General features: G+C 64.8%; 19 protein-coding genes and 1 tRNA gene. 5 read left to right on the top strand and 15 right to left on the bottom strand.

Annotated features, from left to right (window positions below; genetic code table 11):
• Positions 1 to 6 precede the first annotated feature (6 nt).
• The 5 genes from AAC014_RS11435 to AAC014_RS11415 form a co-directional block, all read right to left on the bottom strand.
• The gene (locus tag AAC014_RS11435; protein ID WP_339708547.1) at positions 7 to 1,773 is read right to left on the bottom strand and encodes a CocE/NonD family hydrolase; all 1,767 of its coding nucleotides are present in this window, start codon (positions 1,771 to 1,773) and stop codon (positions 7 to 9) included.
• A 68-nt stretch (positions 1,774 to 1,841) separates the two neighbouring features.
• Entirely contained in the window at positions 1,842 to 4,181 is a 2,340-nt protein-coding gene (locus AAC014_RS11430; RefSeq protein WP_339708545.1) for a xanthine dehydrogenase family protein molybdopterin-binding subunit, read from the bottom strand.
• Positions 4,178 to 4,648: a 2Fe-2S iron-sulfur cluster-binding protein gene (locus AAC014_RS11425; protein WP_339708543.1), complete on the bottom strand. Its 471-nt coding sequence runs from the start codon at positions 4,646 to 4,648 to the stop codon at positions 4,178 to 4,180. The genes AAC014_RS11430 and AAC014_RS11425 overlap by 4 nt, the downstream gene beginning before the upstream one ends.
• Complete coding sequence (locus AAC014_RS11420) at positions 4,645 to 5,409, bottom strand: FAD binding domain-containing protein (RefSeq protein WP_339708541.1); 765 nt, start codon at positions 5,407 to 5,409, stop codon at positions 4,645 to 4,647. The genes AAC014_RS11425 and AAC014_RS11420 overlap by 4 nt, the downstream gene beginning before the upstream one ends.
• 10 nt (positions 5,410 to 5,419) lie before the next feature.
• Positions 5,420 to 6,442 carry a Rieske (2Fe-2S) protein gene (locus tag AAC014_RS11415; protein ID WP_121052828.1) on the bottom strand — a complete coding sequence of 341 codons (1,023 nt, stop codon included), beginning with the start codon at positions 6,440 to 6,442 and terminating at the stop codon, positions 5,420 to 5,422.
• 212 nt (positions 6,443 to 6,654) lie between these two features.
• Between AAC014_RS11415 and AAC014_RS11410 the strand changes: the two genes are divergently transcribed.
• Positions 6,655 to 7,362 (top strand): type 1 glutamine amidotransferase domain-containing protein, encoded by a 708-nt coding sequence (locus AAC014_RS11410; RefSeq protein ID WP_339708537.1) that lies wholly within the window; start codon positions 6,655 to 6,657, stop codon positions 7,360 to 7,362.
• A gap of 39 nt (positions 7,363 to 7,401) precedes the next feature.
• Here the strand turns inward: AAC014_RS11410 and AAC014_RS11405 are convergent, their stop codons facing one another.
• From AAC014_RS11405 to AAC014_RS11385, 5 genes are all read right to left on the bottom strand, one after another.
• Entirely contained in the window at positions 7,402 to 10,089 is a 2,688-nt protein-coding gene (locus AAC014_RS11405) for a LuxR C-terminal-related transcriptional regulator (RefSeq protein WP_339708535.1), read from the bottom strand.
• A gap of 40 nt (positions 10,090 to 10,129) precedes the next feature.
• On the bottom strand, positions 10,130 to 10,954 hold the full coding sequence (locus AAC014_RS11400; protein WP_339708533.1) for a DUF4440 domain-containing protein: 825 nt from the start codon (positions 10,952 to 10,954) through the stop codon (positions 10,130 to 10,132).
• Between the two features lie 12 nt (positions 10,955 to 10,966).
• Complete coding sequence (locus AAC014_RS11395; RefSeq protein ID WP_339708531.1) at positions 10,967 to 13,120, bottom strand: TonB-dependent receptor; 2,154 nt, start codon at positions 13,118 to 13,120, stop codon at positions 10,967 to 10,969.
• 283 nt (positions 13,121 to 13,403) lie between these two features.
• Positions 13,404 to 13,478: transfer RNA gene (locus AAC014_RS11390), tRNA-Gln, on the bottom strand.
• Positions 13,479 to 13,568: 90 nt separating this feature from the next.
• Entirely contained in the window at positions 13,569 to 14,621 is a 1,053-nt protein-coding gene (locus tag AAC014_RS11385) for an MraY family glycosyltransferase (protein WP_339708529.1), read from the bottom strand.
• 126 nt (positions 14,622 to 14,747) lie between these two features.
• Between AAC014_RS11385 and AAC014_RS11380 the strand changes: the two genes are divergently transcribed.
• Together AAC014_RS11380 and AAC014_RS11375 are read left to right on the top strand one after the other, a co-directional pair.
• A complete protein-coding gene (locus tag AAC014_RS11380; protein ID WP_339708527.1) occupies positions 14,748 to 15,746 on the top strand; it encodes a GDP-mannose 4,6-dehydratase in 999 nt (332 codons plus the stop codon).
• Between the two features lie 5 nt (positions 15,747 to 15,751).
• Positions 15,752 to 16,489, top strand: coding sequence for a YdcF family protein (locus tag AAC014_RS11375; protein ID WP_339708525.1), 738 nt, complete (start codon positions 15,752 to 15,754; stop codon positions 16,487 to 16,489).
• On the opposite strand, the gene AAC014_RS11370 is transcribed toward AAC014_RS11375, so the two are convergent.
• From AAC014_RS11370 to AAC014_RS11360, 3 genes are all read right to left on the bottom strand, one after another.
• Complete coding sequence (locus AAC014_RS11370) at positions 16,484 to 17,761, bottom strand: nucleotide sugar dehydrogenase (protein ID WP_339708523.1); 1,278 nt, start codon at positions 17,759 to 17,761, stop codon at positions 16,484 to 16,486. The two genes, AAC014_RS11375 and AAC014_RS11370, sit on opposite strands and share 6 nt — an antisense overlap.
• Before the next feature lie 46 nt (positions 17,762 to 17,807).
• On the bottom strand, positions 17,808 to 20,627 hold the full coding sequence (locus tag AAC014_RS11365) for an SLBB domain-containing protein (RefSeq protein WP_339708521.1): 2,820 nt from the start codon (positions 20,625 to 20,627) through the stop codon (positions 17,808 to 17,810).
• A gap of 109 nt (positions 20,628 to 20,736) precedes the next feature.
• The gene (locus tag AAC014_RS11360) at positions 20,737 to 20,946 is read right to left on the bottom strand and encodes a hypothetical protein (protein ID WP_339708519.1); all 210 of its coding nucleotides are present in this window, start codon (positions 20,944 to 20,946) and stop codon (positions 20,737 to 20,739) included.
• A 258-nt stretch (positions 20,947 to 21,204) separates the two neighbouring features.
• Between AAC014_RS11360 and AAC014_RS11355 the strand changes: the two genes are divergently transcribed.
• On the top strand, positions 21,205 to 21,699 hold the full coding sequence (locus AAC014_RS11355; RefSeq protein WP_339708517.1) for a MarR family transcriptional regulator: 495 nt from the start codon (positions 21,205 to 21,207) through the stop codon (positions 21,697 to 21,699).
• On the opposite strand, the gene proC is transcribed toward AAC014_RS11355, so the two are convergent.
• Positions 21,696 to 22,499: a pyrroline-5-carboxylate reductase gene (gene proC / locus AAC014_RS11350; protein WP_339708515.1), complete on the bottom strand. Its 804-nt coding sequence runs from the start codon at positions 22,497 to 22,499 to the stop codon at positions 21,696 to 21,698. The two genes, AAC014_RS11355 and proC, sit on opposite strands and share 4 nt — an antisense overlap.
• Before the next feature lie 105 nt (positions 22,500 to 22,604).
• On the opposite strand from proC, the gene AAC014_RS11345 reads away from it, so the two are divergent.
• On the top strand, positions 22,605 to 22,937 hold the full coding sequence (locus AAC014_RS11345) for a hypothetical protein (protein ID WP_339708513.1): 333 nt from the start codon (positions 22,605 to 22,607) through the stop codon (positions 22,935 to 22,937).
• A gap of 55 nt (positions 22,938 to 22,992) precedes the next feature.
• Here AAC014_RS11345 and AAC014_RS11340 read toward each other — a convergent pair whose 3' ends face one another.
• Complete coding sequence (locus AAC014_RS11340) at positions 22,993 to 26,448, bottom strand: indolepyruvate ferredoxin oxidoreductase family protein (protein WP_339708511.1); 3,456 nt, start codon at positions 26,446 to 26,448, stop codon at positions 22,993 to 22,995.
• Between the last annotated feature and the right edge of the window lie 113 nt (positions 26,449 to 26,561).

The raw sequence follows: 26,561 nt of genomic DNA, 5'->3' as shown, positions 1-26,561 counted from the left end.
CCCTCCTTACGGCTGACCGAAGGGGATGTAGAGCGCGCTCGGGTGCGCCTTGTCGTGGAGCAGTTTTACTGTAACCGGCCGCGCATCCGCCATGGTTTCGTCCGCGACCACACCGCCGGAATTGTAGTTCTTCTGCGTGTTGATCGAATTGATCGGCCCGACAACGAGGCGCAAGCGGCTGCCCTTCGCGATCTGCCGCGAGACGAAGGTGAACCGGTTGAAATCATAGCGGAGCGGCGCCTTTGAGGTGACGAGCTTCGCTTCGCGCAGCGACTCGCGGTAGCGCGCGCGCAGGATGTCGTTCGTCAGCAGGATGCTGCCGCCGTCGGGCGTGATCTCGTACACCGAAGCCTGAAAGTCCGTGTCCGGCTGATCGATCGAGATCCACGCGGACAGGCGGAAGAAGCCGGAAACCTCGGTCGGCTTGTCGAAAGGCGTGCTGTGATAGACGAGTTGCTTGCCGTCCGCCGCGAGCACCAGCGTCTGGTCGGTGAGGAGGCTTGGATCGAGGCCGGCTTCGAGCGCGGCGCCCGACACGTCGCGCGGATCGTAGACGTAGCTGTCGGCGCTGCCCTTGCCCGCTGATGCCGGCGAGAGCGATCCCGATGCCATCACGCGGTTGGCGTTGGCGGTGGAATCGAGGAAGAACGGCTTTTCCTCGGCCGTGACGCCTTCCAGCGTGTCTGCATAGCGCCAGCGTTCGGCGCCCATTACGTAATAAGCGACGCGCTTTTTCAGGAAGTCTGGCTTCGCGCCGCCCGCCATCGCCCAGTTGTACCACTCGACATGCAGCTTCGGCAGGTCGACGAGGCTCGCCGGACCGAAGGTCAGCCCGCCGACCTTCGCCTGCGGCGTGCGCGTGCCCGCATGGTCCCACGGTCCGACGATCAGATAGTGGTTCGCGCGGGCCTTCTCCGAGCCCAGCTTCATGTGCGTCTTGTAGAATTCGAACGCGCCGGGCTGGTCACCATCGTAGCTGCCGGTGATGGAGAGGATCGGCATGTCGAACGCCCGGAATTGCTCGGGGGTCGGTGCGTAACTGTCATACCACGCATCGACAGCGGGATGCGAAATCCATTCCACGAGCGTCTTCTGCTCGCCGCCGAAGATGCGGGGCAGCGTGCTGAACGCCTCGCCCTTTTCGAAGCGTTCGCGGGCGATCGATGCCCAGAAGGCGGAATCGCCGAAAATGTTGCCCTGCGAAGCCTTGCCATCCGTGAAGGTCAGCCACTGCATCAGATAGGGGTAGGAGATGTTGTTGCGCGACGGGAAATCGGCGCCCGGATAGGGCGAGGCGACGGGCACGATCGTGGCGAGGTGCGGCGGCGCTTCCTTCGCCGTCGCCCACTGGTTGTACCCCGCGTAAGATCCGCCCCACATCGAAACCTTGCCGTTGCAATACGGCTGCTTCGCGAGCCATTCGACGACGTCATGGCCGTCCTTCGCCTCCTGGATGAGGGGACGGAATTCGCCTTCGGAGTTGCCGCGCCCGCGCACGTCTACGGTGAGGAACGGCAGGCCGTGCGCCGCGAAATAGACGCCGCGATCGTGGTAGCTCTGTGCGATGTAGGGCGTCAGCGTGAAAATACAGGGCGCGGGGGCCGCCTGCCCCTTCGGCAGGTAGACAGTGGCGCTGAGCTTTACGCCGTCGCGCAGCGGAATGCGCTCGCCCCAGCGCATCTCCACCTTGCTGGCATCGGCCGGCGCCTCCGCAGCGGCGACCTGCGCGAAACCGGCGGCAAGCGCCACGCCCAAAACCAGTGCTGCCTTCATCGCGCGACTCCCTGACCCATCCCTGGAAACAATCCTGATCAGGATCATCATTTTCCAGGCGGGATATGTCAACCGGGAGAGCGGGACGGCGCGTTGTCGCCTGACAGGGCAGCCAAAACACGCTCGCCGGTGAGTGGCAGCGTCACGAGCGGCGATGCCGCCCCGAGCGCATTCTGCACCGCACTGGCGATGGCGGCGGGCACACCGATCGTGCCGCTTTCGCCGACCCCTTTTGCGCCGATGGGCGAGAACGGAGTCGGCGTTTCGAAATGCACGAGCTCGACGTGCGGTACGTCCGAGGCCAGCGGCAGCAGATAATCCTGTAGCGACAGGGTGAGCGGCCGCGCGTCGGCATCGTAGCGCACCTCTTCGAACAGGGTCGCGCCGAGCGCCTGCGCGAGACCGCCGATCACCTGTCCCTCCACGATCGCGGGATTGATCTGCACGCCGCAATCGTGACCGAAGACGATACGCTCCACAGCGATCTTGCCCGTATCAATATCGACAGCGACCTCTGCCACGACGCAACCGTAGGCGATGGCGAGCGCGGGCGGATCGTAGGCAGCCCTGTCCTCAAGCCCGGGCTCCAAACCTTCGGGCGTTGAGAACGCCTTGTACGCCGCCGCTGCGATCTCCGCGATACCGACGCGGCGCGACGGCACGTCGATCACCTCGACGCCGCCCTGCACGAAGCGGACGCTTTCGGGCAGCGCGTCGAGAAGATGCGCGCCCCAGCGCAGGATACGCGCCCGCAGTCGCCGCGCCGCAAGCGCGGTCGAGCCGCCCGCGACCCCCGCGCCGCGGCTGCCGCCGCTCGCATAGGCAGTGTAGGCGGACGAAACCGTGTCGCCATGGACAATAGAGATGTCCTCGATCGGGAGCCCGAGTTCGTCGGCGGCGACCTGCATGAGCACAGTTTCGATGCCCTGCCCCATCGGCGTCTGGCCGACGAAGACGCGCACATGGCCGCTCGGCTCCATACGGATCGCCGTGATATCGAACCCGCCGCTGTCGACGCCGATCAGCTTGCAAAGCGGCGACGGGCCGAAGTTCGTGGTTTCAGCGTAGCAGGCGATGCCGACGCCGGTGCGGCGGCGCGACGGTGGCTGGGCAGACCGCGCATTGTCGTAGCCGAATCTTTCGAGGGTCATATCAAGGAGATCGGCGTAGCGCCCGCTATCGAGCACGATGCCGGTCGGCGTGGGGTACGGCATTTCGGAAGGCGCGACGAGGTTGCGGCGGCGAAGCTCCGCAGGATCGAGGCCGAGGCGGGGCGCGGCCATGTCGAGCGCGCGTTCGAGCGCGAAGTTCGCCTCCGGCTGGCCGAAGCCGCGGTAGGCACCAGTCGGGGTCTTGTTGGTGACGACGGCGAGGGCTTCGATGTCGATCGTGTCGATCCTGTATGGACCGGTCATCACCGCGCCGGTGATCCAGGCCGTGCCCATCGAGGTCGCGTAGGGGTCGGCACCCTTGTCGAGCACGATGGTGGAACGGAGGGCGCGGATGCGGCCGTCGGGGTCGAAGGCGACGGCGAGGTCGACGCGTTCGTCGCGGCCGTGGGTGGAGGCGATGAAGGCTTCGGCGCGGGTTTCGATCCAGCGAAGCGGACGACCGATACGGTGCGTGAGGAAGGCGAGGATCACTTCCTCGCCGTAGATGCAGGCCTTCATCCCGAACGATCCACCTACGTCCGGCGCGATGACGCGGATGCGGTGCTCGGGGAGGCCGAGACATTCGGAGATGCCGGCGCGTACCTGGTGGATCGACTGGGTGGAGAGCCACACCGTGATGCTTTCCCCGTCGAGATCGGGCGCGACCACAACGCCGCGCGGTTCGAGCGAACAGGGATGCACGCGCTGGGTCGTGAAGCGGTCGCTTATCACGAGCGCGGCACCATCGAAGGCGGCGGCGATGTCGCCCGCCTGCCAATGGGGACGGGCGACGACGTTGTCGGCCCAATGATCGTAAAGACGCGGCGCATCGGCGCGGAGCGCGGCATCCATGTCGGCAACGACGGGGAGCGCGCGGTACTTTGGAACGATGGCGCGGATTGCCGCTTCGGCGGTGCGGCGATCGAGGGCGACCACGGCGGCGAACGGCTGGCCCACGTAGCGCAGCCGATCGGTCGCCAGCGCCTTCAGGCCCGAATGGTTCTGGCCCGGCAGGTTCCAGAGCGACGGCTGCGGCGCGAAACCCGCGATGTCTTCACCCGTGATGACGGCAAGAACACCGGGCATGGCGCGCGCGGCGGCGACATCGATGCCGAGGAGTTCGGCGTGCGCGACGGGGCTGCGCGCGAAGGCGACCGTCGCCATGCCGGGCAGATCAATGTCGCCCACATAGCGGCCGCGCCCAGACGCGAAGCGATCGAGCGCCGCGCGGCGCACCGATTGGCCGATCACGCTCATTCCGGCACCGAGGCGCGAACGGCGGCGACAATGGCCTGATACCCCGTGCAGCGGCACACGACCGCATCGAGGCGGGAACGGATCGCGGCCTCGTCGCGGTGATCGGCGATGGTATCGTCCGCAAGGAATTCGCGCGCCACCGCCATCATGCCCGCCGTACAGAAACCGCACTGCGCCGCAAAATTCTCGGCGAACGCCTTGCGGAGCCGGGCGCCCGACGGATCATCGAAACCCTCGACAGTCGTAACATCGCCGCCATCCATCTGCGCGGCGAGCGTCAGGCATGACCGCAGAGTCTCTCCGTTCACAAGCACCGTGCAGCTTCCGCAAACGCCCTCTTCGCAGCCGACGTGCGTACCCTTCAGCGCCTGATCGCCGCGCAGGAAATCCGCAAGCGTGAGGTCCGGCGCGACACGCGCCGCAACGGCTGCACCATTGATGCGCAGATTGATGGGAATGTCGGTCACGCCCGCTCCCTCGCGCGAAGGGCGAGCGCATGAAGAACGCGCCGCCGATAGGCCGGGCTACTCGCATCGTCGAGGACGGGGAATTGCCGCATCAGATCACCCAGCCACGCATCGGGATCGTCCGCCATCGGCGCGCTGCGGACGGGACGGTCGACGAGGCCGGACACCGTGTAGCGCATCGCCCCCCCCACCCGTTCGCAGGCCACGGCCACAACGGCGCGCCCGGTCGAATTCCGCACCAGCAATTCTTCAAAGGCGAGTTTGCGTCCAGCTTCGAACGTCGCGGCCAGAATGACCTCGCCGGGTTTGAGTACGGTACACGAGGGACCCGTGATGAAGTCTTGCATTGCGACCTCCCGCCTGTCCGTGACGACGGTTCCGCCGAGTGCAAGCAGAATGAGCGGCAACTCGCCGCGCGGGTCGGCCCACGCGAGGCAGCCGCCAACCGTAGCGCGGTTGCGGATGGTGACGTTGCCGACGAACCCGATCGCGTCCGCAAATCCGCCGGCCACGGTGGGATGCCGTGCGAGCGCCGCGAGCGTGACGCCCGCGCCGACCCGCGCCCGTTTCCCCTCGACCTCGATCGCTTTCAGCGCCGCGATGCGACCGATGTCGACGAACAGCGGAGGTGCACGCCCCCGAAGGCTCGGCAGCAGGCTTTGCCCCCCGGCGAGGATCACCGCGCCGGGATGGGCATCAAGGAACGCACGCAGCGCCCCAAGATCGTTCGGCGCCGCGTAGCCTCCGCTCTCCCCCGCCACGCCCGGCCGATCAGCGAATGAAATCGGCCGAGGGATGCGCCCTCGGGAAATCCCGCATGTAGTCGAAGAAGCGCGCGAGCGTCTTGTCGCTGCGCGTCAGCGTGCCGGGCTTGAAATGGATCGTCTGCATGTTGATGAGATCATCGAGCACCACACGTGTTTCCAGATCGGCCACGAACTCGAGATACTCATCGATCTCTTCGGGCGTGCCCATGTCCTTGCGCGCGCAGACGACGATGAACACCGTGGAGCGGCCCGGCCGGTTGAGGCTGAACGGCGACACGAAACCGAACCAGCGCCCCGCGAAATTGGTGCTCTGGAAATACATGCTGGTGCCGACGATGCCGATGCGGTGGCTGACCGGATCGCCAGTGACGTGCGCGCCCTCGAATTCGTAGTACATCGAATGGTCGGTCCACTCGACGGCGTCGTGGGGATTGTCGCCGTTGATGACGATGCCGTGCAGGTAGCGAATGTGCTGCATGTCCGGCGTGTTGGCGCAGAGCACCCACGGATCGGTGGGGATTTCCTCGCCGAACGTCTTGATCTTGAAGACCAGCTCATCGTCCGGATACGGGAAATCGGGCAGCTGATAGTGCGGGTCGGTGCCGTTGTATGCCCAGACGAGGCCGTATTTCTCACAGGTGGGGAATTCAAAGAGCCGCGCGGTCGGCGGAATCGGATCGCTACTCGGCATACCGGAGCAGCGCCCATCCGCGCCGTAGCGCCAGTGATGGAACACGCAGCGCACCTGCCCATCCACCATGTCGCCGACTGAAAGGTCCGCGCCGAGATGCGGGCAATACGCGCTCATCACGTGCGCCTTGCCTTCCTTGTCGCGGAACACGATGACGCGCCCATCGAGGAAATCGAAGCCGCGCACGAAAGACGACGTTGCCGCGCTCGACAGACAGATCGGATACCACGACTGGGTGAAGAGCCCGTCTTCACCTTCGAACGGCACGGGCTGGCTCAAAGGCCGCTTTACCGGCTGATCGAGACCGCGTGGCTTACTGACATCATCAAGCGACATGCGAGACCTCCCTCTTGGTCCACTGGAATGGAATATGAGGCTGGAGCATCGGTCAAGCATACAGCGGCGCATAGCCCCACGTACGGCCAATGCAGCGGTATGCAGCCCTATCCTAACGGACGGGCAATGCTCGCCGATCGGACGTGTGTGTGCTTGTCCCCGCGCCGCTTATGGTCCTTCCATTCCAATCAGCGGAGCAAGCGGAGCCCGACATGCCCAAGAAAATCCTGTTTATCGTCACCTCGCACGGCGAGCTCGGATCGAGCGGCAACGCCAGCGGCAGCTGGCTTGAAGAGCTGGCGACACCCTATTGGCAGTTCGTGGACGCCGGCTTCGAGGTCGCGATCGCGTCGCCGAAGGGCGGCAAGGCGCCGATCGATCCGATGAGCCTTGAGGATGCGTGGATCAGCGACAACGGACGCCGCTTCCTTGGCGATGCGACCGCATCGGCGAAGATGAACGGCACGCAGCCGCTCGAAAGTATCGGCGACGAAGGGCTGGACGGAATCTTCCTCGTCGGCGGCACCGCGACGACGTGGGACTTCCCGCACAACCCCGTGATCAAGCGCCTCGCCGAAACGCTGTTCGCGCGCGGCGATGTCGTCGCGGGCATCTGCCACGGCGTGATCGGACTGGTGCAGACGGTCGACCCGAACGGCGAGCCACTGGTGAAGAACCGCAAGCTCACATCGATCAGCAACGCCGAAGACGTGATGATGGGCGTCGACAAGATCGTGCCCGTGCTTCCCGAAGACATGCTGCGCAAATTGCGCGCGATCTATTCGGCGGCGCAGCCCTTCGGCGCGCATGTCGTTTGCGACCCGCCCTTCTTCACGGGTCAGAATCCTGCCTCCGCCGAACCGCTGGCGAAGCAGATTATCGATCATCTCGAACGGAAGGCTGCGGCTGCCGCAGCCTGAACCGATCCGGGGGCGGCGCTGCCGCCCCCGATCGCGTTGCTATCCCCCGACGGGTGTGGCGCCGACGAGCGCGCGGTAGCGCGCCAGCGCCTGTGTGCGGTTCTGCGCGCTCAGCTTCCTGTAGATATTGCGCAGATGGAATTTGATCGTCGCCTCGCTGAGACCGAGGCGGTGCGCGGTCACCTTGTTGGGGTGGCCTTCCCCCATGAAATGCAGGATTTGCCGCTCGCGCACTGTGAGCGGATCGCTGGACGCCAGCGCCGGGTCGGTGCCCGCGAGCGGAATGTCGCCGCGCTGCGGATCGGGCGTCGACCAGCCCGGCAGCTCGGCGAGATAGGGCTGAAGGGCCGCGCCCGCCTCCACGAACAGCCGCGCGGGTAGCAGCCCCTGGCAGTGCCCGCACGCCGCCTGCAGCTTCGCGCGAACGAGCGCGGGCTTCGCCTCGGCATGGTGGATACGCGCCCAGGCGATATCGATCTCGGTCGCAAAGCGTAGCGCCGAGGTACGCCCGACCTCCTCCTCGGCGACGCGCAGCCAGTGCGCGGCCTCATCGAGACTGCGCGCCGACGTCTGGAGTTCGGCGAGCGCGAGCAGGCCGCCGATACGCTCCTGCCACGTGAGGGGAATGCCCGGTGCGGTGAGGAAGGCGCCGCCCGGAAGGCCGAGCGCCTCCACATCTCGCCACGCCTTGTCCACAGCGCCGCTGCGCGCCTCGATGAGCGCGCCGGTGAGACCCATGTTCCATGCAAGTCGCGGGGTCTGCAGCCGTTCGCTGACCTCGACCCCGTTCGCGAGAATCGCGCGCGCTTCATCCAGCCTGTTCGCCGCGGCGGCGGCGCGCGCGGCATAGCGATGCGCCCAGAGCTGCACCTCCACCCACGCCTCCACCGCGCCGACCATGGCGGCGAGATCGAGCGGATTGGCGTGGAGATCCGGCTTGCCGAGTTCGAACTGGATGCTGGTGCGCAGCATCTCCGTGAGCACGCGCAACCGCTGGTCTTCCGGGAAGAACAGCCGCACCATCTTCTCGCCGAGCGCGGATTCAGCGAGCGCGCCTTCGAGATCGTTCCGCCAGAACTGCGCGAGCATCCGGTGCACATGCATGAACAGCGCACCGAAAACGCTCTCCGTGCCCGCGTAATCGATCGCGGCTTCCACGGCCGCGCGCTCCGCCTTGACGAGGTCGCCGCCGCAGTAGCTGTTCCACGAGCGGAGGATATGGACCTGCGCGCGTCCATGATGATCGCCCGGCGGGGCTTCGGCGATGTAGCGTTCGAGCGCGGCTTCATCCTCGGCGCTCGCCCGGTGATCGAGGAAGCCGTTGACGAAGCCCTCGGCGATCAGGAACTGGCGTTCGATCAGCGCGGTATCGATTCGGGTCTCCGCGTTTTCAAGCTGGAGTCGCACCGATTGAAGACGCTCGACCGCGTCGACGATGCGGCCTTCATGGGCGCTGACGACGGCGAGCGAAAGCTGTGCGCTCGGGCAGCGCGGATCGGCGGCGATGCCGATCGAATCGAGCATCAGCCGCGCCGCCGCGATACCCTGCCGCGTAACGACGGTGGTCGCGCCGACCTGCTCGATGAGCGCGAGCGCGCGCTCGCGTTCGCCCGCCTCGATCGCGTGGCGAAGCGCTTCCTGAAACAGACCGCGATCCGCGAACCAGTCGGCAGCGCGGGCGTGGAGCGCAGCGCGTTCCTTCGCGTCCATAAGCGCGAGCCGATCATCAAGGAACCGGCGCAGCATCTCGGGGAAATGGAATTCCTGCGTGTAGAGATCGCGGAGCAGCAGGCCTTCGTCGTGATAGAGCTTTTCCACCAGTGACAGCGCCACATTCCCGACGAGTGCCTCGGCAAGCGAAAGATCGAAGCGTTCGACGACGACAAGGCGGCTCATGGCGGCGCGGAGATCGGGATCGAGCGTGCTCAGCACCTCGTCGCGGAAATAATCGCCGAGCCAGTCCTGCCACGTGCCGCAATCGTGCCCGGGGCGCGGCGTGTGATCGAGCGACCGCCGCGCGAAGGCGACCGCGACGGCCGAACCGCTTGTGCTGGCGTGGAGGCGGCGTGTGTAGAGCTCCGGCACCTGGTTCGAAAGCAGTGCGTGAATTTCCGCGGGCGTGAAGGCGAGGTCGCCGGGGCCGATCTCGAGAAGCTGATTGCGCGCGCGGAGGGCGCCGAGCGGAAGCTGCGGGCGACGACGGGACGACAGCACCAGGCGGAGCGCGGGCGAATGGAGGAGCAGGCTCGCGAGGAACGCGAAGGCCTCAGGCGTGTCGATCGCCTCGCAGCCGTCGAGGATCAGGATGGGTTTGCGCGCGGTGCGGTTGACGGCAGCAGCGAGCCGGCGGGCCGAGGCCTCCGGCGCATCCGGGGAGAAGCCGGGCGCGATCGCGGCGAAGGCTTCGGCGAGATCGTCATACCCCGCGTGCGCCAGCGCTTCGGCGATTGCGGCGATGAGCAGCGCGGGGGCGCGGTCCGACGCATCGAGCGTGAGCCATGCCGCCGGGCGCTCCATCTGGCGCAGAAGGTCGGCCCACTGCGTGAGGAGCACGGTCTTGCCGGAGCCCGCGGGGCCGCGAACGATGGTGAGCTGGCGCAGCAGGCTCGCTTCGGTCAGCTCGCGCAGCAAAAGCTGGCGCCGGACGAGCGGCACGTCGCCGCGCACGGGGCCGAAGCGATGCGGCAGCGCGGCAGTATCGGCTTCAAGGCTGTGATCGACCGGCATCGCTCCCTCCCAGCCCCGTCACATCAAGCCCGGGAGCCTATCACGAAAGCGCGCCCCACGCGAAGAAGTCCGTATCCACGCGCCAACCCTTGGCGGTGCGGCGCCAGAGGATGGTGTAGCGCACGCGCGTAGGCGCCTCGCCGGCCGCCTTCGGATGCACGGTGGATTCGCCAAGCTCGAACGCGATGTCGCCGCCGCCGTGGCTGACCTCCACCTGGCGGAGGTCGCACGCCGCGAAGCCGTCCATCAGGCCGCGGAAGACCTCAATCGCAGCGTCGCGGCCTTTTTGCAGCGGCGTGTCGGGCACGGCGATGCGGGGATCATCGACATAGTAGTTCGCGACGAGGCGTTCGGGATCGCCGCTACGGAAGTCCGCCTCGAACTGGTCGCTCGCCGCGCGGATCGCTGCCGCGACATCTTCCGGCGCGGGCGCGGGCGCGCCGCCGAGCTGAGCCTCGATCTCGTCGAGCAGGCTGTTCTCGATGGTCTCCCACTCCCGGCCCCAGCCATCGTCGGTGGTGACGCCCACGAAGCTGTTGCGGATCACCACGTCGCACGCCGCCGGTCCGCACGGCGTGATGCGGAGTTCCCCGACATAGTCGGTGATCGGCAGCGGGCCGCTGTCGACGACGCGGTAGCCGTAGGCGTAGCCGGCCGCGTCGAGCCATTCGAGGCGCTCGCGGATGGGCGGGCCTTCGGGCAGGTGGATCCACTTGGTGGCGCCGACCTCCGCACCCTCGCCTTCGAAGACCACGCGCTTGAAGAAACCGCCGCCTGCGAGCTTTTCCATGCCGCGCCACGACAGATAGCTCCAGAGCGTTTCCGCCGGTACGTTGAACCGGCGGACGACCTGCGCCTTACCCATATCGAAACTCCCCTAAAAGCGCAGCTTCGCCTGCACGCCCCAGCGCCGCCCCGGCGCCGCCGCCGACAGATCGCCCGCGCTCGCGCCGCTCCATTCGACGGGCACGAACTCGATGATATAGTCCTCGTCGAAAAGGTTCTCGACGAAGCCCGCGAGCGACAGGCCGCCCTTGCGCAGCGTGAGACGCGCGTTCACGAGACTGACGCCGCTGCGCTTGTCGGTGTTGTCGACTTCCCAGTAATAAGCGCCGCTGGAGCCGTTCAGCTCCACGCGCGGGGTGATCGACATGTCGTCGCCGAACTCGTGCTCGTACTGCGCGCCGAAGGCATAAGAGAGCTTCGCCATCTGCGGCAGCTTGTTGCCGGTGTAATCACCCGCCGAGGGAAGACCCGCGAAGACCGACGTGTCGTAGCTGATGATCTTCGAATCCGTGTAGCCGATCGAGGCTGACAGATCGAAGCCGGGCACCGGACGCGCTATCACCTCCGCCTCGAAGCCGTAGACTTCCGACTTCGGGATCGGGTTCGTGAGCGTCTGCGCCGAGTTGTTGACGTCGAGCGTGTAGACCTGACGATCCTTGATGCGCGTGTAGAAAACGGCGCTGGTGAGGGTCAGCCTGCGATCGAGCGCGCTCGCCTTCAGCCCAACCTCGTAGTTCCAGTTCTCTTCCTTGTCGTAGGAGCGCGTGATGATATCGAGCGGATTGAAGCCGCCGCTGCGGAAGCCCTTGGCGATGGTCGCGTAGACCATCGAATCGTCGTTCCAGAACCATGTCGCCGAAACCTTCGGCTGCAGGGATTTGAATGTCCGATCATATTCGGGCAGCCCCGGCGCGACGCGATCGACCTGGTGCCGGTCGTCTACGTCGTAGCGCAGAGCCCCGGTCAACTCGAGACCCATATCGAACCGATAGGAGACCTGCCCGAACGCCGCATACGCCTTGTTGTTATCGGTCGAACGGCTCTGCGCGAACAGGAGCGGCGCAAGCTCCGGCGGCAGGCCGAACAGCGGCAGAAAGTCCGCGCCGAGGGAAATTTCCGTATCGAGCTTCTGGCGCGTTTTCAGATAGTAGAGGCCAGCGAGCCACTTGAAGCGCGTGTTGCCCGTGGAGGCGAGCCGCAGTTCCTGACTGAAATTCCGCGTCTTCAGCGTCTGCTGCGCGATGATGCCGTCAAGCGGACTGAGATCGAGTTCCTCATCGATGAACGACGAGACCTTCGAATAGGCCGTGACCGACGTGAGCATCGCAGCGCCGAGATCGACATCCACCTTCGCGGAGGCATCGTTCAGGGTACGCTTAGCCCACGAGGGGTAATCGCCGATAAAAGGTCGCGGCTCATTAATGTCGCTGCCGGGCGGCACGGAGGCGTACCACGCCGCACCCGCTTCTGTTTCAAGCCGCGAATAACGCAGATCGACGGTGACAACGTCCGACGGCGTGAACAGCAGGCTGCCGCGGATGTTCTTATCCTGCGCCCAGTTCGCTTCCTTCGAGCGCGGTGCGTTGACGCTTTCGATGTCGCCGTCGAAATCGCGCAGCGATCCCGCCAGGCGGAACAACAGCTTGTCAGGGACGATCGGGCCACTGATCGCAGCGGACAGGCGCCAGTCCTGCCCCGTACCGTAGCTGCCCTGGATGAAGCCTTCGAAATCGTTCGTCGGCTGCTTGGTGGTGATGTTGATCGCGCCGCCGATGGCGTTGCGGCCGTAAACCGCGCCCTGCGGGCCCTTCAGAACCTCGATGCGCTCGATATCGAACAGGTCCTGCGTGATCTGATAGGCGTTGCTGAGCTGCACGCCATCGACAACGACAGCGATCGGCGGCTCGCCGTTGCGCGCCTGCCCCACACCGCGGATGGTAAGCAGCGCGACGCCCGGCTGCTGCGCCTCAACGATGGAGAGGTTCGGCACGCGAAGCGCCACATCCTTCACATTGTCGATGCGCGTCGCTTCGAGCGCTGCAGCCGTGAAGACGCTGATCGAATCCGGCACGTCCTGCACGCGCTCCTCACGCTTGCGGGCCGTGACGACGATCTGTTCGACTTCTCCGCTATGCGCAGCGGTTTCGCTGCTTGCTTCCTGCGCCCACGCCGGCATCGTGGCGATGGTCGCAACACCAGCCAAAAGGCAGGCGCACGTATAGTTCAGGCTAGATTGGCTCCGCATCCCACTTCCCCTCCGCATCCGCCGGCGATGCTCCCGATCGCTTGGACTGTTCTGCGTCCTCTGTTCGGCGACCTTGGTTCTAGCCCGAGGGCGGGGCGAGGCTCATCCTATCTTTTGGGAACAAATGACACGCGTTCCCGCCTATCCGGACGGATAGGTGGAGGAGAGAGGTGATGGAATGTGGGCAGAGCGCAAGACCCTTGCCGCCCAAACCCATTCATCCACGCCGCAAGACCTTCCGCGGAATCGCTTGGATGGCTTTAGCGAAAGTGCTGAAAACGCTTGGCTGGGGCGGGAGGATTCGAACCTCCGCATGGCGGTACCAAAAACCGCTGCCTTACCGCTTGGCTACGCCCCAATGCGATGCTCGAAACGGCGAATGCCGTGTTTGCGGCGGCCCTTATAGCCGCTGCTTCGACTTTGGGAAGAGGCCGCCCACGGCTTTGTCTCAGGCTCTAACGCCCCGACGAACCGTGCCGCCGCGTGTCGCAGCGATGAGCGTCGCCACGTACATGACGGTGCCGAGGCCGAGCAGCGCGAGGCTGTAGGCCGGGAACATGACGCCGAGGAAATTCGGCAGCGCCACCAGCGCAGCATAGATGCCAAGACCCATCGGCCAGCCCCAGCGCGCATGCAGATAGTGATGGAGGTGGTCGCGATCCCCCGAAAACGGACTGCGGCCCTGCGCGATCCGCCAGGCCATCAGCCGGATCGTATCGAGCACGGGGATCAGGAACAGCAGCGCCACCTGGCCCGCGTCGAATGTCGCGAAGCTGTGGTTGTAGGCATAGATAGCAAGCAGACCGAAAATCGCCGAAATGCCGTAGCTGCCGCCATCGCCAAGAAAAAGCGCGCCCTTCATGTTGAACCAAAGCATGACAACGAGGCTACCGGCGATTCCGAACAGCAGAGGATCGAAAGGTTGAGGGTTGCGGGCGAAGAGCACCGCCGTCCAGATCAATGACAGCGTAAGCACGATGCCGTTCTTGCCGTCCGCCATGTTGACCGCGTTCAGAAGCCCGATGAGGCAGACGAGCGTGAACAGCACCGACGCCCACGCGGGCAGCAGGATGAGCTGATCGACCCCGGCGAAGCGCAGGAAATCCACACGGAAGTCCGGCACTTCGAGGATCGTCAGGACCAGCACGAACGAAGTCAGCGCCAACCTTACAATCGGAGACAGGCCCATGCGATCATCGGCGAGACCGACAAACGCCATCGCCCCGACCGCGAAGCCGAGCCACATGACCTGCCAATCGAGCAGCGCGGAATCCTTGGCGAGGAGGTGATAAAGCAGCAGCGCAGAGACTTCGAATGCCAGCACGACGGCAAGGCCGCCGACCAGCGGCGTCACGCGGGCATGACGTTTACGGCCGCCGAACGGATCGGGATAGTCGAGAAGGCCAAGGACGCCGCCGATGCGGCCGGCGTTTTGTCCCACGAAAAGCGCGGTCGCCACACCTATGGCAGCGCAGAGCATGTTCAGGCTCATTGCAGTCATCGCGATGTCTTGGCCCCTTCCTCGTCAGCGCGGCCGACCTTACCGTTGCGGCCCGGCCAGCGCTACGCTAACTCCCCTCAGTGCAGCGCCGAAGTGCAACGGCTCGGCTTTACGCAGGATGAATCAATGACTTTTCTCGTGACCGGAGCCGCAGGTTTCATCGGCTACCACCTTTCTGAACGGCTACTTTCACGCGGTGAGCGGGTCATCGGAATCGACAACGTTAACGACTACTACAGTCCGAAGCTGAAGCGCGATCGTATCGCAGATCTGAAAAGGCGTCACAACGGCTTTACCTTCATTGAGCAGGACTTCGCGGACTTCGACGGGCTGAAAACCGAGCTTGCGTCGCACCGGGTCGAGCGGATCGCCCATCTCGGCGCGCAGGCGGGCGTCCGATACTCGCTGACGAACCCGCACGCCTATGTGCACTCCAACCTCGTCGGGCACCTCAACCTGATGGAGTATGCGCGGCATTCGGACAGTGTCGAGCACCTCGTCTATGCCTCGTCGTCGTCAGTTTACGGCAAGAACGAGAAGCTGCCGTTCTCTGTGGAGGACCGCGTCGACCAACCGATCTCGCTCTATGCCGCGACGAAAAAGGCTGACGAACTGATGAGCGAGACCTACAGCCACCTTTACCGCCTGCCGCAGACAGGCCTCCGGTTCTTCACCGTCTACGGACCGTGGGGCCGGCCGGACATGGCGATGTGGCTGTTCACCGACGCCATCCTGAAGGGCGAGCCGATCAAGGTGTTCAACGGCGGCGACATGCGCCGCGATTTCACGTACGTCGACGACATCGTCTCGGGCATCGTCGCCTGCCTCGACAACCCGCCGCCCGACGATGGCAGTGTGAAAGCCGGCGGATCGGTGACCCCGCACCGTATCTACAACATCGGCAACCACCGCTCCGAAGAACTGATGCACATGATCGCTGTGCTCGAAAAGGCAGTGGGCAAGACTGCGATCAAGCAATTCGAGCCGATGCAGCCGGGCGACGTGAAGGACACGTTCGCCGATATTTCCGCGATCGAGCGCGATCTCGGCTTCCATCCGACCACGTCGATCGAGGAGGGCATACCCCGCTTCGTCGACTGGTTCCGCACGTATCACGGCGTCTGACGGGCGTGTCGCTGAACTACCTGCTCTGGGCGCTTTTCGGCCCCGCAGCCTGGTTTGTCTGGTTGACACTGCTCACCGCGATCTTCCTGCTTTGCGGCGCGCTGCGGTCCGCGCGCGCCGCCAGCGCGCTTCTGGCGCTCTGGACCATCCTGTTCGCCATCCTGCCGACGGGGAACTGGCTGATGAACCGGCTGGAGGCTGCCTATCCGCGCCCGGCCGCCCTGTCCGACCGGATCGATGCCGTCGTGGTGCTCGCCGGCGCGGAAAGGCTGCGCGCCTCGGCGCTGTCAGGTTCACTGGAATTCGACTCGCACGGCGAAAGGGTGAGCGAAGCGCTCGCGCTCGCGCAGGCCTATCCTCAGGCGAAAATCTGGATCGTCGGCGGCGTCACCCAAGATGGCAGCCGCGATGTCGACTGGACGGCCGACTACTGGCGCCGGGCGGGTCTACCGCAGGGCCGCATCGCCAAGATCACCGGAACGCTCGATACCTGCGCCAATGCGCGCGGGATTGCCGCCTCCCTTCCGGGCAAGCGCGTACTGCTCGTCACGTCAGGCTTCCATATGCCGCGCGCGATGGCGTGCATGAAAGCCGTGGGCGTCGATGCTATCGCCTACGCCGTGGACCGGCAGACAAGCGACCGTCAATTCTCGCCCGCGTTCAACGAAAATATCGAGCGCGCGGACCTTGCTCTCCACGAGTACGCGGGCCTCGCGTGGTATCGATTGAGTGGCCGCCTATAGCTGCCAGCGGCCGATCCCAGCAGGCAAAGCCTTGTCGCGCAGCGCGCCCTTGATGTCTGCGACCAGGCCGCCGTCCTTCACAAGATCGCCGATCGCCGCCGGGCCCATCGCCAGATACTCGGCGTGCGGAACCGCAAGAACCACCGCATTGTAGCGACGCGACAGCGCATCGGCATCCAGCGTGAGGTGGTACTCGTGCACGGCTTCTTCCGGGTCTGCGAGCGGATCGTGTACGGTGACGTTGTGGCCGAGCCATTTCAGGCGCTCGATGACATCGACTACCTTGGAATTGCGGAGATCGGGCACGTCTTCCTTGAAGGTGAGGCCCATCACGAGAACATCACCGGCCTTGCGCAGACGGTCGTGCACACGGTCGGCGACATAAGCGCCCATGCTGTCGTTGATCGAACGTCCGGCGAGGATCACGCGCGGCAAGTGGCCAAGCTGCTGCGCCTTGTAGCTGAGGTAGTAGGGGTCGACGCCGATGCAGTGACCGCCGACAAGGCCCGGACGGAACGGCAGGAAATTCCACTTGGTGCCGGCGGCATCGAGCACGTCGTAGACCGAAAGATCGATCTTTTGGAAAATTTGCGTGATCTCGTTCACGAATGCGATGTTGATGTCGCGCTGGGCGTTTTCGATGACCTTTGCCGCCTCGGCCGCCTTGATCGAAGCCGCCCGGAACACGCCGCCGGTCGTGACATTGTTATAAAGCGCCGCCACCTTGTCGAGAACGTCGGGGCTTTCGCCAGAGACCACCTTGATGATCTTGTCGACCGTGTGCTCGCGGTCGCCCGGGTTGATGCGTTCCGGCGAGTAGCCGAGGAAGAAGTCCGTGCCCTGCTTGAGGCCGGACACCTTCTCGATAAGCGGGCCGCAGATCTCTTCAGTGACGCCGGGATAGACCGTGCTTTCATAGACAACCACGGGCTTCGAGCTCGCGGTGATCGCCGCCGCGAGCGCGCGCGTTGCGCCCTCGACGGGGCCGAGATCGGGCTGGTTGGCGCCGTCGACCGGCGTCGGCACCGTCACGATGATGAAGGCTGCGTCCGCGCAGGAAGCCATGTCGGACGCATATTTGAGGCTGCTTGCCTTCAGCGTGTCGCTGTCGATCTCGCGTGTCGCATCATGCCCGTCTTTCAGCGCGGCGATGCGGGCGGCGTTGATATCGACGCCCGTCGTGTCGAAATGGCGCGCCAGCGCCACCGCGAGCGGCAAGCCGACATAGCCTAGGCCGACGACGACCACCTTCGTTGCAGCATCAAGGCTCATGCATTCTTTCCCACAGGTTCGGCGGCGGGCAACGCGCCCGCTGCGACTAGTTGTTCCGGTCCGCCAGAATCGCGACGGAAGCGACGGCCGTCGCCAATTGCCCGAAAATGGTTGCAACATCGCGAACGATGCCGAGAGTCCTCAGCGGCTGCAGGTTTTTCGGGACAATAATCGTGCTGCCGGGCGGCACAACGACGTTGGACCGCCGCCAGAAGCTGGACCGGACCGGCTGCGCGCTGCCATTGGGCAGAACCAGGAACACACGGCCATCATCGGCGGTCGACTGCGTTCCGCCGACCTCCGAGACATACTCCGAAACCGACTTGCCCGGCTGGAACTGGACGGCGCCCGGGTTAGAGACATCGCCAAGCGCGAGGACGTAGGTCGGCTTCTTGGGGATATGCAGCGTGTCGCCGCCATCGAGTATGGGATCAAGGTCCGGACGCTGGGCAAGCACACGCGGATCGGCCTCGACCACCATGCGCCCGACGGCTTCCGTCTCTGACAAGGTCTTGATCAGATCCCCCGCAGCGATAATCGATTGCCCGTTCACATTTTCCTGTGCGGCCAGCGCAAGCAGCGAGGTGTTGAGTTCGCGCGCGGTGCGCTGGAAGCCGTCCTGCTGCTGCTCCCGAACACTCCTGCGCGTGAAGACTCCGCCATAGGGATACGCCTGATCGGTGAGACCGCCGGCACGGGCGATGAGCTCGGAAAGCCGCTCACCCTTGCGGATCGTATAGAGGCCGGGGCTGTTGAACTCGCCCGTCAGCAGCACCGCGCCCGCTTCATAGGCCGCATTGTTCGCCGTGATGCGAATGTCGTCACCGGCGCTCACGAGAACGTTGGCAAGCCGGTCCTCTTGCCCCGCCACCATTTCATAGCGCGTAAACGGCCCGCTCGCCGGCGTGATATCCAGCATGGGGTCGCGCATGTTCGCCATCACGCCATCAGACGCGGAGACAAGGGCATCGGCAGAGATCGAGCCTGCCACGGGATAGGCGCCCGGTCGGCGAACGGCGCCGCCAACGCTGACGCTGTGCTCGATCAGGACGGGAAGGAGTTCCGGAACATCCTCGAAGACGGCAGGGCACTCGCGATTCTTGCGGGCGAGTTTTTCGGAATCCGATTCTTCAATCTCGTTCCGGTCGTATTGCTGGTCTCGATCGCTCTCGTCCCGCGAGCGGGCCGCACGGTCCATTCTGTCGACGTCCTGCAGAGGCCGTGAACGAACCACCTCCAGCGATTCACTAGACCCGCTCGTACCAGCGCCAGTAAGCGCGCGTCCTGCGCTTGCCGCAACGTCTCGCCCCTCACGTTCAACTGTGATCGTGCCGCGCGTAATCACGTTGAAACGCGGTGATTGCGTATCCGCAACGAGACTTTGGAGCTTTTCAAGCGCGTAGCATTGCGGCTTCGGATTTTCCTGTCCCAGAATAATCTGGCGTGTCGCGCTCGAATTCAGGAAGGCGATGTCGTCGGCGCTGAACACATACACACGATCATCGCCGCGAAGCGCCACGGGGCGACTGCGATCAAGCGCGCTGCGCAGGTCTGCCGCCTCGTAGCTGCGCATACCGGTGAGCGGATTGCGCCGGATGATGATGGCCATCGGCATATAGGTGCCAAGCTGTAAATCCTCGGGCCCGCCAATCAGTTCGGCAAGCGTCGGGACGGCGGCGAGCGCCCGCGGGCCGGGGTTGCGGACATGGCCGGCAAGCATGACCCGGTCAAAAGCCGTGCCTGCGCTACCCGAAAGCACCTGCACGCCGTCCCCCGACCAGATGGCGGCGGCAGTTCCCTGCGGACGGACGAAAATCTCGCGCCCGTCGTCTCCGATGCGGCTGATCGAAATCTGGTATCCGCGGGGGTAAAGCGCGCCGCCGGCGTAAGCGATGACCTCGCTGACGCTCGCCGAGCCGTGAAGCTCGTAAATTCCGGGCCGCGCAACGGCACCGGCGACGGCCACCGTATCGCCGACGACGGGCACCACGATGCGGTCACCATCCTGCACGCGGATGCGCGATGCCGTTCCGATACCGAGAAGTCCGTAGAGATCGACCGTGCGTGTCACCCCGCCCCGGACGAGACGGATGTTCCGAAGACTACCCGCCTTGCGGATGCCGCCTGCAAGCGCAATCGCATTCGCGACATCGGACAGTGCCGTAACCTGATATTGGCCTGGCCTCTCGACCTCGCCGCCAACGAGCACCGTCGCCGAACGCACGCCGCCCAGCGAAACGAACACGTCGGTCCCGAGCAGGTTCTGACGCGTTGCTTGGGAAAGCGACGTGCGCACCGAGCCCAGTGTCCGGCCCGCAGCGCGGATGGGCGGCAGGCTGCCGACGATCAGCCGGCCATCACGGGCCACCCGCGCGCTTTCACTCGCGTTGGTGGCACCCTGAAACGTGACCACCAGTTCATCGCCCGGTCCCAGCACGTAACCATCGGAGACCTCGCCCGTTACCGAACCGGCGCCCCCTTCGGAAACGCGGAACAGATCATAGCCAAATTGCCGAAGCGACGGATCGCCAAGCCGTTCCCGATACTGCTGTTCGACCGGTGACGGCAGATAGAGGGAATTCAACTGAATCCGTGATTGCTGGCGGCGGAGTTCGCGCTCTTCGCTGGTCAGGTCCGTGTTCGACGGCAGCGTGACGCGCCTGCTCTGTTCGCGTGCCTGATCGAGCTGTGCACCCGCATCCTGCGTGCCCTGTAGCCGCCCCTGCAATTGCTCGATGACGCGCGGATCGACCTGCGCCGCAGCCGGAAAGGCCAGACCGAACATCAGGGCAAGCAGCAGTGATCGCCGCGCCGCTCCCACCGCCAAAGCATGTATTGCACTCGACGCCGCGCGCACGATTGCCATGCCCCGCCCTCTCCCGATCACAGTGGTTGTCATGCCTGATAGATAGGCGAGAAATGCCCGTCAACTCGCCGCGGTCCCATATCGAGACAGGTGACCGCGCGGTTCGGACTCAATTCGAAAGAAGGGCTTCAACGGCCTTCAGCGTCTCGTCATCAATGCGCTCAAGATCCGCCTCGTCGCGATCCTGCGCATAGAGCCCCTTGTCAGCATGATAGCGCTGATGAACACTGCTCGCCTGCCCCTGTGAGACGGGAGAGGGCGTAACAATGAACACGGCAGAAATACAGAGCGCCGTCAGAGCCTGAACTCGCAATTTCATACTACATGCCTGTGCTTGGGGACGGGACAATGTCCCAGCCTCTCTTTATCAATTTGCACTCCCCAACCGCGAGCGCAACTAAAGCGCAAGTAATACAAAATCAAGCCGTTAAACAATCATTCCGGTGGGGAGTTCAGTTTAAGGGCTGAGGTGTGACTCAGTTCACACATCCACGATTGCGTGCGTCAAGACCATGAAAGGTGCGCACCGACCTTTCACACCTTCTCCCGAGACGTGATCCATGCAAGATGCGTCAATATGGCTGACTCTTTCTTGCCGCCGTCACCGCTATTCCTTCGTGAGGCCGAGGTTCGCCGCGGCATCGAGCTCCTGTATTTCGGCTATTCCAGCCTGATCAAGCGGGCAGACGACAAGCTCGCCGGCACGCCCTATGGCCGTGCGCATCACCGCGCGCTGTATTTCGTGGCGCGCCAGCCGGGGCTGACTGTCTCGGAGCTCTTGCGACTGCTCGACATCACCAAGCAATCGCTTGGGCGGGTACTGACCGACCTCCAGGAGGGTGGCCTTGTCGAGCAAAAGGTCGGCGAGCGGGACCGGAGGCAGCGCCGGCTGTTCCTGACCGAGGCAGGCAAGACATTCGAACATGAACTTTTCGATCTTTTGCGCAGACGCATGGCCGAGGCCTACGCCGAGGCCGGGCAGCAGGCGGTGGGCGGCTTCTGGTCGGTGCTACGCGGGCTGCTTCCGCCCGATCTGCGTGAAGCAGTGGGCGACCTCCAGCAGGGCGATTAACGCCCTTCGGCGAGTTCCTTCGAGCGAGCGGCTGCGGCACGAACGGCGGCGCGGACCAGCGCCGGAAGGCCGGGATCCGCATCGAGCGCTTCAAGGCCGGCTTGCGTCGTGCCGCCAGGCGAAGTGACCGCAGCGCGGAGATCGCGGGGACTGCGCGGATCGGTTTCTGCGAGAGCCGCGGCGCCGACAACCGTGGCGCGGGCAAGCTTCTCGGCAAGCTCGGACGGCAAACCAGCGGCCTCGCCGGCGGCGGCAAGCGCCTCGATAAAGCGGAAGACGTAGGCCGGACCGGATCCGGAGACGGCAGTCACAGCGTCGAACTGATTTTCCGATTCGAGCCAGACGGTTGGTCCAGCGCGTTCGAAGAGTGCTTCAACCGAAACACGCGCGTCGTCGGAGATGCCATTTGCATAGAGCGCGGTGACACCCTTGCCAACGGCGGCGGGCGTGTTCGGCATGGCGCGAACGGGCAACGCTTCGCCCGCAAAGGCCGCGAGATCGGCAAGCATGGTGCCCGCCATGATCGAGACAACGACCGTTTCCGGCCCGACAAGCGCCGGGAGCCCGGCGAGCGCCATCGGCGCTACCTGCGGCTTCACGGCGAGCACGACGACGTCAGGACGCGGAAGCACACCCGCAGGCAGGGCAGGAAGATGCTCCACCCCTTTCGGCAACTGCGGCGAACCCGGATCGACGACCACGATGGTTTCGGCCGCATCGATCCAGCGCGCCAGCAGCGCGCTGCCCATGTTACCGCAGCCGATCAGCCACAGCGTTCGAATTTTGTTCTCGTTCTGCATAGTCGATGCGCTCCTTAACCAAGCGGGGCGGCAACCGCAATCGCGACTTTCGGAACCAACGGGGCAGCGCGGTGTTATTGGGGGACCGAGGATAAGGAGATCGCTATGCAATCCAGGGTTTTTCGAATCGCCACCGCGGCTGCGGCACTGACAGCGTTCAGCGGACTTGCCGCGTGCAACAGCCCGACTGAGGAGAAGGCGGAAGACCGCGCAGACGCCATCGAAGATCAGGCCGACGCGATGCGCGACAGCGCGGATGCGCAGGCGGATCAGATGGAAGACACTGCCGACACCATGGATCCGACGCTGGACGGGGTCGATTCGGCCACCGAACAGACGATGGAAAATAAGGCTGAAGCCGTCCGCGAAACGGGCGAAGCGAAAGCCGACGCCATGGAAGACAAGGCCGACGCCGTTCGCGACGCCGCCGACCAGTAAAACGCGGTCTCACTCAAGAAAAAGCCCGGTGAGCAAAGGCGCACCGGGCTTTTTTTCATGCCGCCTGCCGAAGCGCCTCGCCCGGCCACTTCGCCCAGAGCGCCGCAGCGCGGGCGGCGACCTTCTTCACCGCCTCTTCCTTGACCGGCCCGTAGCCGCGCACATCGAGCGGCAATGACGCGATCGACGTGGCAAGCGCGACGTTGTCGGCGCGGAGCCCGGCGATCAAACGATCGAGATCACCCTCGAACGCGGAAATGGCCGCGCGCTCATCCTTGCGCTCCTGCGAATAGCCGAAGATGTCGAGCGGCGTGCCGCGCAGGCCCTTGAGCTTCGCCAGCAGCTTGAACACCGGCATGATCCACGCTCCGAATTCGTACTTCTTCGGGCGTCCAGTGCGCGGATCGGGACGCGCGAACAGCGGCGGGGAAAGCTGCACCTTCATTTTGTAGTCGCCGCCGAACTGCTGACCGATCGCAGCCGCGAAGCGCCCATCCGTGTAGAGGCGTCCGACCTCGTACTCGTCCTTGTAGGCCATCAGCTTGTAGAGCGACCGCGCCGCCGCCTGCGTCAGGCACTCCGAATCGGGGTTTGTCGCCTTTTCGGCCGCACGCACGGCAGCGATCCGCTGCGCATAGCGCTCGCCATAAGCCGCATCCTGGTACGCCGTGAGGTCCTTCACGCGGCGGGCGATGAGATCGTCCAGCGTTTCGGAAAGCGGCTCATGCGCTGGGCCCTTCGCCTCCTCCACCATCGCCATCACCTTGTCCGGCCGGTGCGCGAGCATCCGCCCGAGCGCGAAGGCGCGCTTGTTGAACGGAATGGCGACGCCGTTGAGATCGATCGCCGCATCGATGCTCGCCAGCGCCAGCGGTACAAGCCCCTGCTGCCACGCATAGCCGAGCATCAGCATGTTGGTGCCGATGGCATCGCCGAGCAGCGCGGTCGCGATCTCGTCCGCGTTCACGAAGGTCGTGGCGTTCGGGTTCGCGGCTTTGCGGATCGCCCGCTCGATGGCGGCGTGCTGGAAGTTGAGATCGCGGTCGCGCACGAAATCGCTGACCGGCGAGATGTTGGCGTTCGCGACCACCGCCGTGCGGTTCGGCAGCATCAGGTTCTGCGCGGCCTTGTCCACCGCAACCACCGCATCGAAAGCGAGCACGAGATCCGCCGAGCCGGCGATGATGCGCGGGCTGAGCAGCTGATCGTTGCGGTCCGCGAGGCGGACGTGGCTGTAGACAGCCCCGCCCTTCTGCGCGAGGCCCGCCATGTCGGCGGTCGTCGACGCCTTGCCTTCGAGGTGCGCGGCCATGCCGAGCAGCGCTGAGATGGTGAGCACGCCGGTGCCACCGATGCCGGTGACGAAAATGTTGTAGCCGTGGCCGGGCGCGTTCAGCACAGGCTGCGGCACGTCCGACAGATCGACATCCGCCGACTTCGCCTTTTTGATCTGCGCGCCTTCAACGGTGACGAAGCTGGGGCAGAACCCCTTGAGGCAGGAGAAATCCTTGTTGCAGCTCGACTGGTTGATACGGCGCTTGCGGCCGAATTCGGTCTCGACCGGCTCCACCGACACGCAGTTCGACTGCACCGAGCAGTCGCCGCAGCCTTCGCAGACGGCAGTGTTGATGAACACGCGGCGATCGGGATCCGGGAACTTGCCCTTCTTGCGGCGGCGGCGCTTTTCCGCAGCGCAGGTCTGGTCGTAGATGATGACCGTGGTGCCCTTGGTTTCGCGGAATTCGTTTTGGATCGCGGGCAGATAGTCGCGGTCCTTCACCGGCACGCCCGAGACGGTCTCGCCCTCGTAGCGCGACATGTCCTCGGTGAGGACGACGACCTTCTTCGCGCCTTCGGCAAGCATCTGCGCGGCGATCTGGCCGACCGATATCTCGCCGTCGTGCTGCTGACCGCCAGTCATGGCGACGGCGTCGTTGTAGAGGATCTTGTAGGTGATGTTGACGCCCGCCGCGATCGACTGGCGCACGGCGAGGCTACCGGAATGGAAATAGGTGCCGTCACCGAGGTTCGCGAAGATGTGCGGCTCGTCGACGAACGGCGCCTCGCCGATCCACGGCACGCCCTCCCCGCCCATCTGCGTGAAGTTGCCGGTGTCGCGATCCATCCACATCGACATGATGTGGCAGCCGATGCCCGCCATCGCGCGGCTGCCTTCGGGCACCTTCGTCGACGTGTTGTGCGGGCAGCCCGAGCAGAAATAGGGCGCGCGCTTGGTGGGTGGCGTATAGCTTTCCGACGTTTTCGCACGCTCTTCGAAGAAGGCGAGGCTGGCGCGGATGCGGTCCGTATCGTGATATTTCTGGATGCGGCTGGCGATCACGTGCGCGATCATGCCGGGGGTCAGTTCGTTATCGGGGCTGAGCAGCCATTCGCCGCTCTCGTCCTGCTTGCCGACGATGCGCGGGCGCACGTCCTCGCGCCAGTTGTAGAGCTGCCAGCGGACCTGGTGTTCGATGAACTCGCGCTTTTCCTCAATGATGAGGATTTCCTCGAGGCCTTCGCAGAACTGGCGGATGCCGTCCGGCTCCAGCGGCCAGGGCATACCGACCTTGTAGATGCGAAGCCCGATGTCGCGCGCGACCGAAGCGTCGATGCCGAGCGCGTCGAGCGCCTCCATCGTATCTGCATAGGCCTTGCCGGTGGTGATGATGCCGAAACGGGGGCGCGGCGTATCCCACACCGTGCGGTCGATGCCGTTGGCCTTGGCGAAGGCCATCGCCGCGAAGCCCTTGTAGCGCTGCAGGCGCGTGTCTTCCTCGCGCCAGATATCGCCTTCGCGGATACCAAGCCCACCTTCGGGCATTTCGAAGTCGCCCGGCAGGATGATGCGGCGGTGTTCCTTGGCAAGGTCGATCGTCGCCGAGGTTTCGACGGTGTCGGCGGTCGCCTTGAAGCCGACCCAGGTGCTGGCGAAGCGCGACATGGCGATGCCGAGCAGGCCGTATTCGACATATTCATCGACGCTCGCCGGGTAGAGGAACGGCACAAACGCGGCGAGAAAGTTGTGGTCCGACTGGTGCGGCAGCGTGGAGGACTTGGCGCCGTGATCGTCGCCGACGATGGCGAGAACGCCGCCGTGCTGCGAGGTGCCTGCGGCGTTCGCGTGCTTCAGCACGTCCATCGCGCGATCGAGGCCCGGGCCTTTGCCATACCAGATGCCGAACACGCCATCGAACTTGCGGTGCGGATTGAGGCCGACGTGCTGCGTGCCCCAGACGGCGGTGGCGCCAAGCTCTTCATTGACGCCCGGAATGAAACGAACGTCCTGCGCTTCGAGGAGCTTCTTGGCCCGCCAGAGCTCCTGATCGTAGGTGCCAAGCGGGGAGCCGCGGTAGCCCGAGATAAAACCGGCAGTGTTGATGCCGGCGGCGCGGTCGCGCGCCTTCTGGATGAGCGGGAGACGGACCAGCGACTGCACGCCGCTCATGAACACCCGCCCGTCTTCGAGCAAATACTTATCGCTGAGCGTGATGGCGGGCTTGGTGGCCATGTATCGATTCTCCCTCAATAGGTCAGTTATACTGCCTTATCCTTTTCCGCGCAAGATTGTTACAACACCTCAAAGCTGCATTTTTGGCCGATACGGGCGCCAAACCTCCCATT

The organism is uncultured Sphingosinicella sp., from assembly GCF_963974575.1.
Taxonomy (GTDB): Bacteria; Pseudomonadota; Alphaproteobacteria; order Sphingomonadales; family Sphingomonadaceae; genus Sphingosinicella.
Note: the sequence above shows the minus strand (reverse complement) of the source record. Positions and strands in the feature narration are given on the sequence as shown.